Source organism: Teichococcus vastitatis (assembly GCF_003604215.1).
Taxonomy (GTDB): domain Bacteria; phylum Pseudomonadota; class Alphaproteobacteria; order Acetobacterales; family Acetobacteraceae; genus Pseudoroseomonas; species Pseudoroseomonas vastitatis.
In genome coordinates this window covers 1-15,916 of record NZ_QXGS01000023.1, presented here as the reverse complement: position 1 = coordinate 15,916, position 15,916 = coordinate 1, and the positions used below count along the sequence as shown (strand labels likewise).

General features: G+C 61.7%; 19 protein-coding genes. 5 read left to right on the top strand and 14 right to left on the bottom strand.

What is annotated here, in order from left to right:
* Positions 1–3 precede the first annotated feature (3 nt).
* Genes fliQ through D2K64_RS17820 form a run of 4 tightly spaced genes read right to left on the bottom strand, consistent with a single transcriptional unit; the run spans position 4 to position 1,442 of the window.
* Complete coding sequence (fliQ, locus tag D2K64_RS17835; RefSeq protein ID WP_120009745.1) at positions 4–267, bottom strand: flagellar biosynthesis protein FliQ; 264 nt, start codon at positions 265–267, stop codon at positions 4–6.
* Between the two features lie 34 nt (positions 268–301).
* On the bottom strand, positions 302–592 hold the full coding sequence (locus D2K64_RS17830) for a flagellar hook-basal body complex protein FliE (protein ID WP_120009744.1): 291 nt from the start codon (positions 590–592) through the stop codon (positions 302–304).
* Positions 593–597: 5 nt separating this feature from the next.
* Positions 598–990, bottom strand: coding sequence for a flagellar basal body rod protein FlgC (gene flgC / locus D2K64_RS17825; RefSeq protein ID WP_370765099.1), 393 nt, complete (start codon positions 988–990; stop codon positions 598–600).
* Positions 991–1,037: 47 nt separating this feature from the next.
* Positions 1,038–1,442, bottom strand: coding sequence for a flagellar basal body protein (locus D2K64_RS17820; protein ID WP_120009742.1), 405 nt, complete (start codon positions 1,440–1,442; stop codon positions 1,038–1,040).
* A 143-nt stretch (positions 1,443–1,585) separates the two neighbouring features.
* Here D2K64_RS17820 and D2K64_RS17815 point away from each other — a divergent pair, with 143 nt between their 5' ends.
* Positions 1,586–2,929 carry a FliI/YscN family ATPase gene (locus D2K64_RS17815; protein WP_120009741.1) on the top strand — a complete coding sequence of 448 codons (1,344 nt, stop codon included), beginning with the start codon at positions 1,586–1,588 and terminating at the stop codon, positions 2,927–2,929.
* Positions 2,930–2,965: 36 nt separating this feature from the next.
* Here D2K64_RS17815 and D2K64_RS17810 read toward each other — a convergent pair whose 3' ends face one another.
* The 7 genes from D2K64_RS17810 to D2K64_RS17780 form a co-directional block, all read right to left on the bottom strand.
* A complete protein-coding gene (locus D2K64_RS17810; protein ID WP_120009740.1) occupies positions 2,966–4,435 on the bottom strand; it encodes a DUF1217 domain-containing protein in 1,470 nt (489 codons plus the stop codon).
* A complete protein-coding gene (locus D2K64_RS17805) occupies positions 4,432–4,731 on the bottom strand; it encodes a hypothetical protein (protein WP_120009739.1) in 300 nt (99 codons plus the stop codon). The genes D2K64_RS17810 and D2K64_RS17805 overlap by 4 nt, the downstream gene beginning before the upstream one ends.
* 62 nt (positions 4,732–4,793) lie before the next feature.
* The gene (locus tag D2K64_RS17800; protein ID WP_120009738.1) at positions 4,794–5,270 is read right to left on the bottom strand and encodes a flagellar biosynthesis repressor FlbT; all 477 of its coding nucleotides are present in this window, start codon (positions 5,268–5,270) and stop codon (positions 4,794–4,796) included.
* Positions 5,270–5,704, bottom strand: a complete 435-nt coding sequence (locus D2K64_RS17795; RefSeq protein WP_120009737.1) for a flagellar biosynthesis regulator FlaF — start codon at positions 5,702–5,704, stop codon at positions 5,270–5,272. The genes D2K64_RS17800 and D2K64_RS17795 overlap by 1 nt, the downstream gene beginning before the upstream one ends.
* Positions 5,705–5,811: 107 nt before the next feature.
* Complete coding sequence (locus tag D2K64_RS25970) at positions 5,812–7,992, bottom strand: flagellin N-terminal helical domain-containing protein (RefSeq protein WP_274379310.1); 2,181 nt, start codon at positions 7,990–7,992, stop codon at positions 5,812–5,814.
* Positions 7,993–8,230: 238 nt separating this feature from the next.
* Positions 8,231–8,602, bottom strand: coding sequence for a hypothetical protein (locus D2K64_RS24505; protein ID WP_157985912.1), 372 nt, complete (start codon positions 8,600–8,602; stop codon positions 8,231–8,233).
* Entirely contained in the window at positions 8,599–8,820 is a 222-nt protein-coding gene (locus D2K64_RS17780) for a rod-binding protein (RefSeq protein ID WP_157985911.1), read from the bottom strand. Before D2K64_RS17780 ends, D2K64_RS24505 begins: the two co-directional genes overlap by 4 nt.
* 193 nt (positions 8,821–9,013) lie before the next feature.
* Here D2K64_RS17780 and D2K64_RS17775 point away from each other — a divergent pair, with 193 nt between their 5' ends.
* Complete coding sequence (locus D2K64_RS17775) at positions 9,014–9,526, top strand: hypothetical protein (protein WP_157985910.1); 513 nt, start codon at positions 9,014–9,016, stop codon at positions 9,524–9,526.
* 37 nt (positions 9,527–9,563) lie between these two features.
* On the opposite strand, the gene D2K64_RS17770 is transcribed toward D2K64_RS17775, so the two are convergent.
* Positions 9,564–10,289, bottom strand: a complete 726-nt coding sequence (locus tag D2K64_RS17770; protein ID WP_120009734.1) for a bactofilin family protein — start codon at positions 10,287–10,289, stop codon at positions 9,564–9,566.
* 1,253 nt (positions 10,290–11,542) lie between these two features.
* On the bottom strand, positions 11,543–11,854 hold the full coding sequence (locus D2K64_RS17765; RefSeq protein ID WP_202910732.1) for a methionyl-tRNA synthetase: 312 nt from the start codon (positions 11,852–11,854) through the stop codon (positions 11,543–11,545).
* Between the two features lie 427 nt (positions 11,855–12,281).
* Between D2K64_RS17765 and D2K64_RS17760 the strand changes: the two genes are divergently transcribed.
* Positions 12,282–14,030, top strand: a complete 1,749-nt coding sequence (locus tag D2K64_RS17760) for a ParB/RepB/Spo0J family partition protein (protein ID WP_120009733.1) — start codon at positions 12,282–12,284, stop codon at positions 14,028–14,030.
* Between the two features lie 11 nt (positions 14,031–14,041).
* Here D2K64_RS17760 and D2K64_RS24500 read toward each other — a convergent pair whose 3' ends face one another.
* Positions 14,042–14,455, bottom strand: a complete 414-nt coding sequence (locus D2K64_RS24500; RefSeq protein WP_157985909.1) for a hypothetical protein — start codon at positions 14,453–14,455, stop codon at positions 14,042–14,044.
* Between the two features lie 83 nt (positions 14,456–14,538).
* On the opposite strand from D2K64_RS24500, the gene D2K64_RS26210 reads away from it, so the two are divergent.
* Both D2K64_RS26210 and D2K64_RS17750 read left to right on the top strand, forming a co-directional pair.
* Entirely contained in the window at positions 14,539–15,378 is an 840-nt protein-coding gene (locus tag D2K64_RS26210; RefSeq protein ID WP_120009732.1) for a trypsin-like peptidase domain-containing protein, read from the top strand.
* 172 nt (positions 15,379–15,550) lie between these two features.
* A partial coding sequence (locus D2K64_RS17750; protein ID WP_120009731.1) for an IS5 family transposase occupies positions 15,551–15,916 on the top strand: 366 nt, incomplete at its 3' end.

Here is a 15,916-nt window from a genome sequence, read left to right as displayed (position 1 = left end):
GCGCTATAATCCCACAATGAGTTGTGCAATTTGCTCTGTATAGGAGCGTAGCGCGGAGAAGCCGAAGGGCAGGGACAGCATGCAGACCAGCAGCGTCACCACAATCTTTGGTACAAAGGAGAGGGTCTGCTCCTGGATCTGTGTCAACGCTTGCACGACAGAGACCGCAAGGCCAACCAGCAGGGCAGCCAATAGAGGCGGCCCCGACACCATCATGGTGGCGTAGAAGCCGCCGCGCAGCACCTCCACCACATCTCCCTCATTCATCGCGGATTCTCCGGCGGTGGCTGATTGGGGCGGCTTAAACCGCCATGCGCAGCACATCCATGTAGGCGCTGACCACCTTGTCACGCAGCTGCGTCATGGTCTGCACCGTCAGCTCGGCATTGGCGGCAGCCTGCACCACCTCTTGCACGTCGGCGGTGCCGGCGACACCTCGTGCTGCGGTTACTTCAGCAGTGCGCAGCGTGTTGAGCGAAGCACGGGCAGCATCGCCCACCATGGCGCCAAAATCAGCGGCCGGAGTAGCGGCAGCACCATAGGCGCGCATCGCCGCAGAGACAGGCTGGATCGCGGGAAGTGGAGCGGTCATATGGATCAGGATCTCAAGATGTCGAGTGTCTTGCCATAAAGCGCGCGCGCCTGCTGCATCACCGCGATGGATGCCTCATAGGAGCGTCCAGCGGCGCGCATGTCAGCCTGCTCGATCAATGGATCGACATTCGGAAGTTTGACATAGCCCTGCTCATCAGCCGCCGGATGAGCGGGGTCGAACTGGGTGCGGAAGCTGCGAGAGTCAGGGCGAATATTGTCAGTGCGCACCAGCTCAGCGCCAGTGCCACGATCAACCATCCGGCCAAAAGAGACGAGCTTGCGGCGATACGGATCACCACCTGGCGTCGCAGCCGTGGAGTTCGCGTTGGCGATGTTCTCGGTCGCCACACGCATGCGAGTGGCCTGGGTGCTCATGCCAGAAGCGGCCGTCGCCATAGCTTGGCTGAGCGGCCCTGCGCCACTGATGGGTGGGATGCGAAGCATTAGCGGCCACCCACTGCATTGCGCAGCAACGCCGTGCCACGCTTGTAGACCAGGGTGGTCAGGTCATAGGCTTTCGCCACGTCTGCCTGCTTCACCATCTGCTCCTCCAAATTCACGGTGTTGCCGTCCGGGTCCTCGCTATAGGAGTTGGCACGGTCGGTAATGACGTTGGCGGCGCCAATCGACTGACCGATATGACCCGGGCGGGTTGAAGCCAGTCGCAGCGAAGCGAGGCCCGGCTGCTGACGCAGCAATGTGCTGTCAAAGCTGAAGGGCTTCACATCCCGGGCGCGGTAATGCGGCGTGTCTGCATTAGCGATATTCTGCGACAACACGTTCTGCCGTTCCGCCAGCTGGCGCATACGAGCGCCGCTGATCCGGAAGACATCAATGCCATCAAGCATGGGGCGTGCTCCCGTTGCGCTGTTCCGGAGCAATACCGTGTCATAGCCTCTGTGTCGAGATTTTTCGCATAGCATTCCCTCGGAACATCGATGACAATATCTAGGATGAAGATCTCCGCCGCCGTGCCAGGAACCTTTTTCGCATGATGGACCGCTTGCTATCCTCCACCTGCCTGGCAGATGCCGTGACGTCGCTCTCGCGGCTGCCGCACTGGCAGCGCTTCGGCACCCTGGCAGGGGTGCAGGGAGCCGCTTTGTCAGTAACTGGCCTTGGGCGAGGCCTCACTATCGGCGACCGGCTACGCATTACGCGAGAACGCGGCCCTGCCATCGAAGGAGAGTTTGTTGCCTTCACGCCGGGTCGCGCGGTGGCTGTACCAGAGGGTAGTACAGAGGGCCTCGGGCCAGGTGCCCGGATCTGGCTGGAGCAGCCACTGGAACTTTACCCCAGTGATGCATGGATGGGGCGTGTCATTGATAGCCTCGGTCAGCCTATGGATGACCGCGGACCGCTGCCCCAAGGGGCACGTGGCGTAGCATTGCGCCAAAAAGCTCCCTCAGCCATGCGACGACGCCTAGTAGGGGGCAAGCTGGAAACCGGGGTGCGCGCCATTGATGTCTTCACCCCCATCTGCCGCGGTCAGCGCCTCGGCATCTTCGCCGCTTCTGGTGTCGGTAAATCGACCCTGATGGGCATGTTGGCCCGCGGCGTTGAAGCAGATGTCATTGTTGTTGGCCTGATCGGCGAGCGAGGGCGTGAAGTGAAGGAATTTCTGGATCATACCCTGGGCGAGGAAGGGCGCCGGCGTACCGTGGTGGTGGTCGCAACGTCTGATGAACCTGCCCTGGCACGGCGCCGTGCGGCACAGGCGACATTGGCGGTGGCCGAGTATTTCCGCTCTGAAGGCAAGCAGGTCTTCCTTCTCCTGGATTCAGTGACGCGTCTGGCGCATGCGCAGCGTGAGATCGGCCTGGCCGCCGGCGAGCCGGCCACGGCCCGTTCCTACACCCCTTCGGTGTTTACCGAGTTGCCGGCGCTGCTGGAACGTGCCGGGCCAGGTGTCGAGGGCGAGGGCGATATCACCGCAATCTTCACGGTGTTGGTGGATGGCGACGATCATGATGAGCCAATCGCTGATGCGGTACGCGGCATCCTTGATGGCCATCTGGTGCTGGATCGTCGCATCGGCGAGCGCGGCCGCTGGCCAGCCATCGATGTGCTGCGCTCGGTCAGCCGTGCTCTGCCGCGCTGCCACGACGCGGAGCAGAATGCGCTGCTCGCGACCGCCAAGCGCTGCCTTGCTACCTATGCCGACATGGCGGAGATGATTCGCCTCGGCGCCTATCGCAATGGCAGTGACCCGGAGGTGGATGCCGCCATTCAGCACCATCCCGGACTGGACGCCTTCCTCAACCAGGATGTCGACGAGCGCAGCGCCGCCGCCGATAGCTTCGCCCGGCTGGCCGATCTGCTGCCAGCCCGGTGACGCCGGGAAGCAGGCCGCAGCCGCGGCCTGCCTTGCTCAGCGGGCCGCCAGAATCGCGAACAACGCCGCGGAGCTGGCCCCGGAGAAACTGTCACTGCCCCAGGACACCGGCTGCACTAGGCTGACCACACCATTGCTGCTGGCCAGCGCCTTGGCCTCGCTGATGCTGGTTTGCGCGACGTAACGTTCCAGCAGCTTGGACAGCTTGGTGCTGTCCTTGAAGTCGGCAATGTCCATCCGCTTGGATAGCGCCGCCTTTTGCTGGTCGACATCCAGGCTCCCAAAGCTACTGGGCAGGCCCAGCACGGTCTGCACCACCTCGGCCAGGTTGCGGTCGGCGATGACGCTGTACCAGCTGGTGGTCTGCGGCAGGGTGCGCTTGGCGTACACCGCCCGGCGCAGGGTTTCCGAGGTTTCGCCAAGCGATTCCTCGAAGCGCGCCTGGGTGTATTTCTGCACGATGGCGTCCACCACGGTGCTGCTGGCCACCTTGGGGCCGCCGGTCGCCGCCGTTCCGGCGGTGCCGTTGGTGTTGGTGAGCAGCTTGGCGGTGGCCTGTCCGGCGAAGTTGAACTGCGCGTTGCTGCGGTTGCGCGCGTCGGTGAAGGTCAGGGTCTGGCCATCGGCCTTGACGCTGATGTCGGCGCGGTCGCCATCCGCCTTGCGGAACGCCGCCTGCAGGGCGGCGGCGACATCCGCGGCGGTGCCCAGCCCCTTGAGCGACACGCCGGACACCGCGACGGTGCCGAAGGTGCCGGTGAAGCTGCCGAGGTTCTGGCTGCTGCTCAGCTTCTCCAGCACCATGGTCTGGCTGACGGGCTGGGTGGTGCTGGTGCCCGCGGTGACGGTGGCCGCGCTGCCGACGGCGGGGGTGAACTTGAAGCTGCTGGCGCCGCGCCCCTTGGCGTCGGAGAACACCAGTTCTAGGCCGAAGGCGGTGACGCTGATGTCGGCGCGGCCGCCATCGGCCTTGCGGAAGGCGGCCTGCAGCTTCTCGGCCAGCTTCTGGCGGGTGTCGGCACCATCGAGCGGCACCTCTTTCACCTGCACCGTGGCGAAGCTGCCGGAGAAGCCGCTGAAGCCGACGCCGCCCGCGGCCCAATCCACCTGCAGGGTGCCCTTGGACGGCACGGCCGGCACCGCGGCCACGCTCTTGCCGCCGTAGTTCAGGTCGGCGGCGAGCTGGCGGAAGCGGCTGTCGGTCATGCGGCCGGCCGCCGAGGTGCTGTCCGCCGGATCGCTGTCCAGCACCTTACGCATCAGCCCGTTGAAGCCGATCTGGGCGTCCAGCCCGTAGGCGCGCAACACCATCTCCTGCAGGCGGCGGTCATCGAGCAGGGATTTCGACGTCAGCTTGGTGGGCAGCTTGTCGCGCAGGTAAGCGAGGTCCTTCTGCAAGGCAGGGTCCTTGCTGAAAGCCTTGAAGTCGCCGGGGGACTTACCTTGCAGGATCTTCCACCCGGCAAGTCCGGTCGGCACCCCGGTGAGGACGGCGGCGACGCTCATGCAGTAGTGGACACGCCGTTCTTCGGCACATCGTCCTCTGGGTGATAGCCGGCCGGGAGGCGCATCAGCACCCGGTTGGTCTCGGGATCGCGCAGCTCGGAATAGAGCCGCATGGTTTCGCCATCGAGCCGCACATCGATCGTCGGCGCGGCAGCGGTCACCCGCTTTTCACGTTCAGCCATCTGCACCTCACCTGCGGCAGGCGCCGGCATGTCGTTGCGTGCCCCGCGCTCTTGGCGCAGCAGCGGATCCTGCGACACGGCGGGTTTCTGGATGGCTTGGGTAGGCTCGATCATAGCGAAGTTCCTTGTCTTCTGCGTCTGGCGGTGAAGTTGCCTCCCGTCCTGGGAAAAGTTGGTTATTCGGCGGCTTGCAAGACCTGCGGCCGCAGTGGGGACGTCGGCGGCATGCGGGACGGCGCCTCACGACGGAAGCGCTGCGGCGGCTCCAGGTTCAGCAGGGCGGACTCGTAGAGCACCAGCTCGCGCAGCGCGGCCAGGGCGCGGTAGGTGTTGCCCTGCTCCATCTGGCGCTCTGCCTCGTCCAACAGGTCGATGTGCTCCGACTTGCGGAAAACGGCACGCAATATGCCCATCTGCGTCTCGAATGCTTCGGTGCTGCCGAGCGCGGGCTGCGCATTCAGCAATACGTTCTGCGCGGCGAAATAGGCGCGGCGGACCGGGGTGGAGGCGTCCTCCAGCTGCAGCACGTCCTTCTCGCGGACGATCTGCGCCTTGGTTTCCACCATCAGATAGGCGCGGCGGTCACCATTGGTGACCACGGCGCCGTTGATGAAGAGGCGCTCGCCCGGGGCGAGCTTCAGGATCAGTGACATCAGCTCAGCCCTGTGGCGGCAGGAGGAAGGCCAGACCGCAGCCCGGCCATGACGGCGCGGTTGACATCGGCCAGCGCCTGCGGGCTGCGGCCGTCACGTAGGACACGATCGCTCTCGGCAAAGACCCAGCGGGCCAGGGAGAGGAGGCGTCCCTTCAGCTCGTCGCCGAAATGGTTGTTGTGATCCGCGAGGTCAGCGGCGAAGGCGATCCAAACCAGACGGTTTTCGTGAATGGCGATGGGCAGGGCGGCAGGGCCGGCACTATCCAGCAGGGCGCTGTCCAACAGGGCGGCGGCGCGAGCGAGCACGCGATATTCGATGTCGCGCGGATCTTCGGTGCCGCGGATCACTGAGCCATAGGCGGCGGCGGCGCCTCGCGGGCGTTTCAGGGGCGCCAGGGCGGCGCTGTCGGACAGGGCGGCGGCGTTCTGCATCGGATTCTTCCTGGGGCGCGCGGCGGCCGGGGCCGGCGGCGCAGGGGGCGCCGCCGGTCAGGCCGGGTTGCGGTCGGGGCGGATCTCCGCCCCGGCCGCGATCGGGATCAGCCGCGGAACAGCGACAGGATGCTCTGCGGCGCCTGGTTGGCGATGGAGAGCGCCTGAGTGCCGAGCTGCTCCTGCACCTGCAGGGCCTGCAGGCGGGCGGCTTCCTCGGACATGTCGGCATCCACCAGGGCGCCGACGCCGCTGGTCAGGGTGTCGACCAGCTTGTCCATGAACTCCTTCTGCATGTCGACGCGGGTCTGCACCGCACCGAAGGCCGCGCCGGCCGCCAGCACGTTCGACTCCACCTTCTTCAGCGAGGCCAACAGGTCCGAATAGTCACCGCTGTTGGCAGAAAGCTCGGTGTTGTCGCCGTAGTTGACGGTGCTGGTCACCTTCAGGTCGCTGGCCGCGAAGGTCGTCACGGGAGTAGCCGCCGCGGTGTCGCGGAACCGGTCGATCACCAGATCGCCGTTCTCGTTGACGAACGCGATGTCGAAGTTCTGGCCAGCCGGATAGGCCGTCGTGTCCTGCTGGTCGTTGATCTCGTCCGCCATGCGCTGCAGCACGGATTTGTTGCTCTCGCCGGCAGTGGCCGTGACAGTCGCCGTGCGAGAGGTGCCGCCATGATCGGTGAAAGTAAGCGACAACTTGGTCAGGCGGGTCGAGTCGGACGGCAGTGCATAGACCACGGCCTTGTCCGCCTCAGTCACCGCAACCGGCACGGCCGTAATCGGGCTGGCCGCGCCGCCGCCGTCATGCGCCTTGAAGGCGTCATTGGCGAAGGTCATCGTGCCCTTGGCAGCATTCCGGTCGATGACCATCTTGCCGGCATTGTCGATATAGGCGACCGAAGAGCCAACGGAGTCGTTGATCTCTTCGGCGAGCTTCGCCATCGTCGTCGGCAGATCGGTGTCGTAATAGGCCGTAACGTGCTTCGCCACGCCGTTGAAGGCAAAGTCGAACGTCAGGCTATCCTGCGCGTCGTTGAGGCCGGTGGTGCTGTCGTTAAAGGAGACCTTCGCCACGCCATTGGCAAGCGTGCCAGCTTCTTCCAGCTTCGCGCTCTTCAGCGCGTTCTCGCCGTCGAACTCGACCTTGCCGCCCGCCTTGGCCGCATCGACAACCAGCTTGCCGCTCACGGTGTCGATCGAGGCGATTTCGTTGCCGGTGCCGGCCTCCAAATTGATCTGATCACGCAGCTTGCCGAGCATGGACGCGAAGTCGTCACCGGCCACGGTGGTCACGCTGGCAACCTTGGCGGTGCCATCGACCTTGAAGCTGAATTCAAAGGTCTGCGCGCCGGCCGGGTCCAGTTCGTCATTCAGAACCGGCGAGTAGGAGAACTTCGCCTTAGACGGGTTCAGATCCTCAGGCGTACCGAGGACGATGCTGCTGCCGCCAACAGACTTGGCCAGCGCCGTCTCGCCGTCAAAGGTGATGTTGCTGTCGGACAGGGTGGAATTGACCACCAGGGCGCCGTTAACATCAATCTTGGCGATCTGGTCACCGGCTGCGGTGTTGATGGCGTCCTTCAGGCCCTTCATCATGTCGGCCGCAGTCGCACCAGCGGCGGCGCTAAAGGTCGCCTTCTTGGTTTCGCCGCCCGCCTTGAAGGTGAAGGACAGCTGGTCACCGGTGGCAACAGCGCCGGTCGGTTCTGCGTAGGAGTAGACGGCGTCACGGTTCTCGACGCTGACCTTCTTGAGCTCGGCCAGCATACCGTCATCGGCAGTGCTCAGCTTGTAGCCATCGGCCGTGATGTAGGCCGCCTTCTGTGCGCCGCCATTGGCGTTCACAGAGGCCAGGATCTCGGTCTTCTCGGTGCTGCCATCCAGCAGGTTGACGCCCTTGAAGGAGGAAGAGCCGACGATGCCGTCGATCTGGGCGATCAGCTGGTCGATGTTCGCCTGGACGGTCTTGGCGTCCTTCACACCGTCCTGCACCGAGGTCACCTGGATGCGGATGTCAGAGACCAGGCTGGCGATCTGCTCGGCGCCATTGGCGGCCGTGCTCATGATGCTGGCAGAGACGGACAGGTTCTCACTGACCTGCTTGTAGTTGGCGATGTCGCTGCGCATCGAGGTGGCGACGGCCCAGGTCGCGGCATTGTCCTTCGCCGTGGAGACCTTGAGGCCGGTGGAGATGCGGTTCTGCGTCTCGAGCAGGCTCTTCTGCGTCGACTTGAGCGACTGCAGCGCGGTCATCGCGCCGTTGTTGGTGAGGATCGAGCTGACCATTATTGCGCCCTTTAAGGGTTCCGGTTCCAAGGAGCGCCTTCTGACGCGACTACAGCGCAAGGACCTTCGCTAGACCAAGGCTGATGGAGATTTTCTAGCATTCCAGCATTTCTGCTATCAATCAAATCTGTGCCTCTTGAAGCCATTCCGAGGATTTATTTATTATTAATGGGGACTGCCCAGTTTTATTCAGAAAAACGGAGATATTTTCTGAAGAGCTTTACAAATATTGAAGACTTTATGCTGTGTGGTCGAGCTGCGCCGCCAGTGTGTGTCGCAGCTTGCGTCGGTGTCCTACTGTTTGAGGACCATACAAACCAGGATCAGCTGCTGCGGACACATCCTGACGTAATCTCTCGCGTACTGTCTGAAGCGCGCCCTCTACGGCACCTAGTACCAAGGCATTCTCTTCTGCAGCACGCAGCATCGCGGCCAAGGCAGTGCGATCCGAGTCGGTTTCCGGCATGCCAGCGTTTACGAGTTTAGTGACAGCTTGGCGCTTGCGCTCAACCAGCTTCACTAAATTCGGTAGCTGTGCCTGGCGTGCCGCTGCAGCTTCAACATCTAGAACGTGCCTCAGCTGATCAGCGGCTTCAACAAACTGGCTCATTGTCCATTTCCCATGCTGCGACCTTTAATGCTGCTCTCGAGAGCTTCACCCAGGCCTAATCCGCCACGCGCCACGAGCGCTGCACCCAGTGCTTCATCCATAAAGCTGTCGAAAGCATCGCCGCCGGTACCGCGACCGGCGATGCCGCCAGATTTCGAATTTGGACGAGCAGCACGCAGCAACTCGGCCGCGAAGCTGCTTTCTAGTTGCCGCGCCAAGCGCCGCTCCTGCGGCATGGGCGGGCGGAGGGTCATAGCATCCATTCGGTCCTACCTTCTGCTCGGACGAAATCAATCGCCATCCAACAATGTGACACGATCTTAGTCGGCCATCAGCAAATTTCGCATAAAACATATCGGCATTAAGCGCCCTCCAGAAGGACGGCTCCAAAATTCCAGAAGGAACCACCCCTTGTCGCATGAAGCGACGCTGAGGAGCCGAACTGTGGACGTGGATATGGACGTTGACGTGGATTCGGATGAAGACCTGGAGGAAGACGAATCCGTATCGTCTGGAACGAAGCGTCGGCACCAAGTTCGCCGTCGAGCTTTGGCGCCGGAACTGCGTGGCGATTTCGATCGGCGTCTGCTGATGGGTGAGGACATCAACAGCCTGGCACGGGCTTTCGGGATCGAGCCTTGGTATGCGCAGCGTCGCGCCAAGCGCGTACTCCAGCGGACCAGCAAGGGACACGAAAACGCACCCTTCCTCAGCCGCATGGATGAGGCGGAAGAAGATATGACGCCATTACAGTATGCCTCTAGCCTGCTGGGTGGCCGGGTGCGTCCGCTGCGCAATGGCTACTATATGCTCGATGGCTTCCAGGCAGGCCCCCGGGAGATCGCCCGCGCGGCCAATCGCCTGCTACGAGACCGTGGACTTCCAGAAATCCACTATCCCGGACTTAATCCGCTTTACTCCTAAGCGCTTCCTGCCCCTCAGTGGGGCAGGAAGACTCAATTTAGAGAGTGGGCACCACGTTGAGCAGGCGCTCCGGTGTGGCGCGCAACTCGACTTCGAGGTCCACCAACTCGTCCACGCCATCCTGCGCCAGTTCGGCCGCGGCACCTGCGGCGGCCTGACTGACCTGGGCCAGTTCCTGCAGCGCCGCTTCGGCTTCCGCGACCAGAGCGGCCGTGCTGGCCGCAGCTGCCAACAGAATGCTTTCATCCACCGGAGCATCAGCCTTGGTGCTCACCGCCTCGGTGACGTTGTCCGAACCCGTAGCTTGGGCCGATGGTGTTTCGGGGTCGCGCTGGCGATGCAGGCCGCGCACCCGCGCACCCCGCTCAATGCTAATCTCGTCGTACACCAATTCAGCTTCAACACAAGCGGTTCGCGCCACCTCAATCTCGCGCGCGATCACCGTGCCACGCAGCGTGCCAGCAATGCGCACACGATCGGCCTTGACAGTGCCATCCACTTGGCCGCCGATCTCCAGCATCAGCAGCGGGGCCTGTAGGCCACCCCGAAGTACGCCTTCCACCCGCACCGCACCGCGGCTGCGCAGTTCTCCTTCAACTTCACTGTCAGCGGACAGCAGCATCGGACCAGGCGTAGCCGCTTCAGTCTTTGGCGTCGGCGTCGCAACAGCACGAAGGGCAGCACTGCGCGTTTCAGCCGCCAGATCGATATGTTCGAAGGTAATACGCGGTTCGCCGCCACTGGACTTGCCGAAAAAGCTCATGTCCGGTCCCGTTCTAGGAGGTTGACGCGGACGCTCCGCGCTCTGTGCATCGTTCTACGTTTTTCGCACGTCGCACGCAAATATTTTCGCACTATCCATGACGACAAACTCAACCTGCCGGTACGGAAATGCTGCCGGCCGTTTGAAGCACCTCATCCAGGTGACGGCCTTCCGTAAAAGCCGCCACCAGAGCTGTGAACTGCAGAGTCTCTGCCTTTAGCCGATGGTGGTTCAGCCGCTGACCCAAGGCGGCGAAGCCAGCGGCATGAGCAGCGGCATCGCTCAATTCTGCCAGTAAGAGGCTTGTGGCATCCTCTTGCGAGGATGGCAGCCAAATTGAGGGTGCAGTCACCACCCGACCTCCCTGCAAATGCAACCGACCACTTTCTCGATCAGCTTGGCCACAGCATATTGTGCTGAGCTCTGCCAGAGATACGCCGCAGCACAACAGCAGTCCTACGAGCCGGGGCCAAGCACCCCCCATGACGGCTGCCTGGGCATGGAGCAACTGGCAAGCAGTCTCATCCAGGAGGCTGATGCCGTCCGGCGCTGCCTCTACAAAGGGGTCATCCAAGGCCGGAAGATGAAAGTCACGAAACTGGCCCAACGCAACTGCTAGAGCGGCCTGCTCTACCAGCATAAAGGCGGCGCCGCTCAGAGCCTGGGATCGATTCCGCCGCAGCGTCGCTAGATCTTCTGCCTGCAGCAAAGCCAAGGGCCAATGACACACGGCTTCCGCAGCCAAGGCCGCCAATCGGCTTACGGGCGCCACCTGTGTGCCTCCTTCGGAGCGGGGCAGAGTGCCTTGATCAATAGCCCAACGCTGCAAGGCCTCCGCAGCAGTGCCGAGGAAGCGTTTGGTCCCAATACGGATGGTGCATTGCTTCAAGGCTAGAGCCGCCTGAACTGCCCATGTCTCGGCAGCGGCGCGGTCTGCAAAGGCATTACGGGTTAGGCTGGCTGCGCCCCGGCTGAGCATTACCTGCCAGCCTTCCCCCCGTTCCTCCCGGCAAACTCGGAATCCCATAGCACATTCCTCGCGATTCCGTGAGGATGGCGAGATATGCTAAGCTCGCGCAAGGTTTCTGTCTTGGCGCTGCTGGAAACTAGCTCCGAGCCACAGACCCGATCATCTAACTTGTCGGTTCTATGTTATTTCGCGCAGGATGATGCCGCAGACATCCTGCTCTCTTCTGTTTTGGCCTATAACAAAGGCACGCCCCTCCTCTAGGAAGAGGGGTGTGGCCCGATGTTCAGGCTGCAACCAGCGCCATGTCGGCCGACATCTCAGTCGGCACGGCAGGGACAGTAGGGGCAGCGTTGGCCTGCAACAAGGCCACCAGATCGGCCGGCAGTTGCGCTTCAATCACCACCGCTGCACCGTCGATCTCCACAACGGCACCCGACAGAATACGGGTTTCCATTTCAACACCGCGCGGCGCGGGATCTACCAGCCGCAGGCTCTCACGCGCGCGGGCCAAAGCAGCGCCTCGCAGCGCTTCGAGCACCTCACTACGAGTGAGTTGGATGGTGTGGCTGACATAGAAGGGGGCGTGGATACTCATTGGGAGGGATTCTCCTTCCTACGGGGGCCAAGGGATCAGCCAAACGGCCGACAAGGGCGGCCTTTCCGCCCCATGCTTCTTCGCAGACCCTTCAATGTGCCACACAATGGCAGGTCAAAAGGTCCACCTGGGCTTTCTAGCATCCCTTTCGCCCAATCTCTACTCCGGTTTCTGAGAACATTATGAAGAAAGCCTTTCCGCTATTCATAGACAGTTTCTATAAGCTTTTGTTTTAAAACGTTTTATAAACATGATGCAAAAACCACCCCATCCAAACAGTCAAGCTAAAGCTATAATTTCGCCTGTTTTTGCATCTGGCATTAAAAGCGAAAAAAGTCTAAACGTCAGTCAGACCCTCGTAGGTTTCTGGCGCGCAGCAGGGATAGAGGGCTGAGCAATGGCCGGACGAGGACGAAAGGAAAAACCCATGGCTCGGGCAAGCAGCACAGCACGCAAAGCGAACGTCGCGGCTCTGGAGCCGCAGAACGGTCGAATCGTGCAAGTGCAAGGGCAGAGTCCTGATAGCCCTTTCTTCTCCGTTGAACTTGTCACTCCGGCTAACGCCACAGAATGGCTGCAGCGCAAGCGCCCTACTGCCGCCGAAAACCCCAATGCCATTACGATCTATGCTGAGGCAATGCGGGAAGAGCGTTGGATCCTAAACGGCATGCCGATCATCTTGTCGCGCGGCGGCGTGCTGCTAGACGGGGTTCAGCGGCTGCGTGCCTGCGTCAAGGCCGGTGTACCTTTCCTGACTGTGCTCGCTCAGAACATCCCAGATGATGTCCTGCACACCATTGACCAGCAGCGGCGCCGATCCTTTGCCGGCGTGCTGGAAGCCCGGGGAGTTCTGCACGCGCATGCTCTTCAGTCGGCGCTGGTGAAGCTAATCCGTTATGATGACGGCAAGATGCAGCGCGGCGCTGGAACCGCTGCTTGGTCGCGCATGGACCGGCTGCTGCGTGCTAATCCCGACCTTGAGCAAGCGGTCAAGATATCGCTGGAGAGTGAAGCAACCGCACTCTCCGAGGCGGTGCGCACACCTCTGCTCTTCATGGGCTTCCGCGTTAATGAGACAGCAACCCGCCGCTTCCTTGATGCCATTGCTTACCCAGAGAAGTACAGCCCTATGGAGCCGGGCGCTCGCATCCGCGACCTGATCGACATCACCCGCGGTGACCCGACAACTCGCCTGAAGCCGATCAATCTATTCGCGCTTTGCATCAAAGCGCTCAATGCCACGATTAGCGGTGAGCATCACCGCACCTATACCTGGATTGATAAAGCAGCCAATCCGATCAAAGGCGAAGAATTTCCGATTTTGGAAGGATATGCCGGGCTCAATGATCCCGACCATGCCGATGACACAGAGGAAACGACACGCAGTCTACAGGCTGTCGTGCAAAGATTGGTTACTGAGGAAGGCGTTTACCCTCTGGTCATTGAGAGCATTACGCCGGCAACCGCAGAGGCTTACCTCATGCATAACACCCGCAACCGCAAGATCGTCTCCGCACATGTGGATGCTATCGCCCGCGACATTCGCGCCGGCAATTGGATGATGAATGCGCAGCCTATTTGCTTCAGTCGATCGGGTCGTCTGCTAAACGGCCAGCACAGATTGTCTGCCGTTATTCAGGCAGGTGAGGCAATTGAAGTTCCGGTGATGCGCAGCCTTCCCGAAGAAGCCTACGACACCTACGACATTCATGCCAAGCGGGGTCCTCAGCTAGGAGTCGCGTTCGACAGTTTCGGCGATAAGCCGTTGATTGCTGCCGCCGCCGTACTGCTGTGGAAGCGTGAATTGAAGCCGGCCGGTATCCGAAACGCTAAGCCGACGCCAGCTGAAGTGATGCGCATTGTTGAGCAGCATCCGCGCTTGCTGGAAATGCGCACCTTCGGTCGCAAGATGATTGAGTTTGGCCGTGGCTCGGTGCTGGCTTATGCCGCCTATTGCATCGTGCGCGATAACCCTGAACTTGGCCAAGTCTTCCTGGATCGTTTTGAGACAGGCGCTGATCTGCCCCGTGGTCACTTGATTTTGGAATTGCGCAGGCGGATGCAAAGCCTTCGACGCGAGCGCGCCAGCCAAGACGAGCAGCTGCGTGAGCTGTTGAGCGCTTGGGCACGCTTCAAGGAGAAGCCGGATCTGGAACGCCTAAACGAAGAAGTCTGAGCGCTGCAGGCTCAGCCTTCTGTTCGAATTCGGTGCAGTTCCAGTTCTTCCGCACGCTTTTCCATTTGGCGCGCCAGATGCCGGGTTTGTGCCTTCTGTCGCGCCTCCCAAGCGAGTTCCAAGCGCTTGGCCTCAGCAAAATCGTTCGCTAGAGCCCCTCTGATCTCATCCTCGCGCTGAGCCATAAGGGCTTGTGCGTGAGCCAGTTGCTGAGCCAGCTGTACCGAATGAGGCCACCATGCTGACCAAGCTGCCATTTCAGCTGGATTATTGGTCGCCCGTGCTGTTTCTACCGCAACCTCAGCCCTATGAGCCGACATTCGTTCTGCTGTAGCCCGATGCTGCCGCTCAGCCTCGGCCAGAGCGACTCGTCGTGCATCTGCACGTTGGCGTGCCAATCGAATCAAGAGGGGGAGGGTCTGCATTGATCTATCTTCTCTTAAATGCTCGACGCGAGTCAGTTCTGGCCCCACGCACCAATCAGTGGTAGATAGTACTCGTTTTTCGCATGGCGGTCGAGAACAGGATGCCGCATAGCTTGCGCTGGTTGCTAACAGGTGTCGTAGGCCTGACCTTGGCCTTCTTCGTTACGGTGGCTCGTCTTGGCTCTGGCAGCCCTGCAGAGGCCATGACATCAGCGTCAGCAGGAGTTGGCGGCTCCGCCTTTCTGGTAGGACCAGGTCTACTGGTGACCAACACCCATGTGGTCCTGCAATGCCGTGCTCTCGGACGGCAGATTGAGGTGGCTGGCACGCCAGGCTCCTGGCGCATCCTGGCTGAAGAAGCTGGTACGGATCTGGCCTTGCTAGCTGGACCGGTATCCGTGGATGCTCCTTTGCCATTATCCGCCGCACAGCGCTTGCCGCCAGATCTGCCTGTATTACTGCTAGGTTATCCCACGCAAGGTGCTCTGCCGGGCATTCTGCAAGGTCAGGCAGGGCATTTGCGTGGCGCAGCTCTTACAGTCCATAGTCCTGAAGCGGGCCGTGCTGTTAGCTTTGTCATGACTGACCGCGCCGGTCAGCCGGTGGCGGCGCGCTGGGAGGATGGAGTGGACTACTTCGGGCCCAGCCAAGCAGAGCGCATGCGATGGCAATTGGAAATTGACGTGACCACGGGTGGAGGGAGTTCCGGCGGGCCAGTCCTGGATGCGGTGGGCAATGTCGTAGGCGTAATTTATGCTGGGGGTCGTACCGGCACTGCCGCGGTACCGCTGGCTGACTTGCGAGAATTTCTGGCGCGCGTCGGCATTGCTCCCGCTTTTCAGAGTCCAGCTGGAGGACGGACGCCAGATTGGCCTTCAATCCTGCAGCGAGCCAAATCGGCTATGCGACGGCTAGCTTGCTAATCCAGTAATCACTGGAGCCAGTGCAGCCGGACGAACACCCGGAGCAAAGGAGGGCAGCGCGCCAGTTGCTTCCATGCGGAGGCCAAAGCTTGGCAAGCACTAGGTTCTGTGGACTCTAGGGGTTCCCGACTGGCCCTTCCTGTGATTCAAGGCTGCCTTTCAGGAGGTGGCCTTGGGCGTCTTGGACCGGTTGGTGCTGAGTGATGTGGCGTGGGATCGGATGGCGCCGCTGATCATTGGGCGGCCTGACCAGAAGGGCTCGACCGGGCGCGACAACCGGATGTTCGTCGAAGGCGTGCTGTGGATCGTACGCACCGGCGCGCCTTGGCGTGATCTGCCAGAGGTGTTCGGCGACTGGAACAGCGTGTTCCGACGCTTCAGCCGCTGGAGCGACAAGGGCGTGTGGCGGCGCATCTTCGAGGCCATGTCGGACGACCCGGACTTTGAATACCTGATCGTCGACAGCACCATCATCCGCGCCCATCAGCACGCCGCCGGTGCCAAACGTATGGCCCGCCCCGTCGGCAAGCGGTTTCTG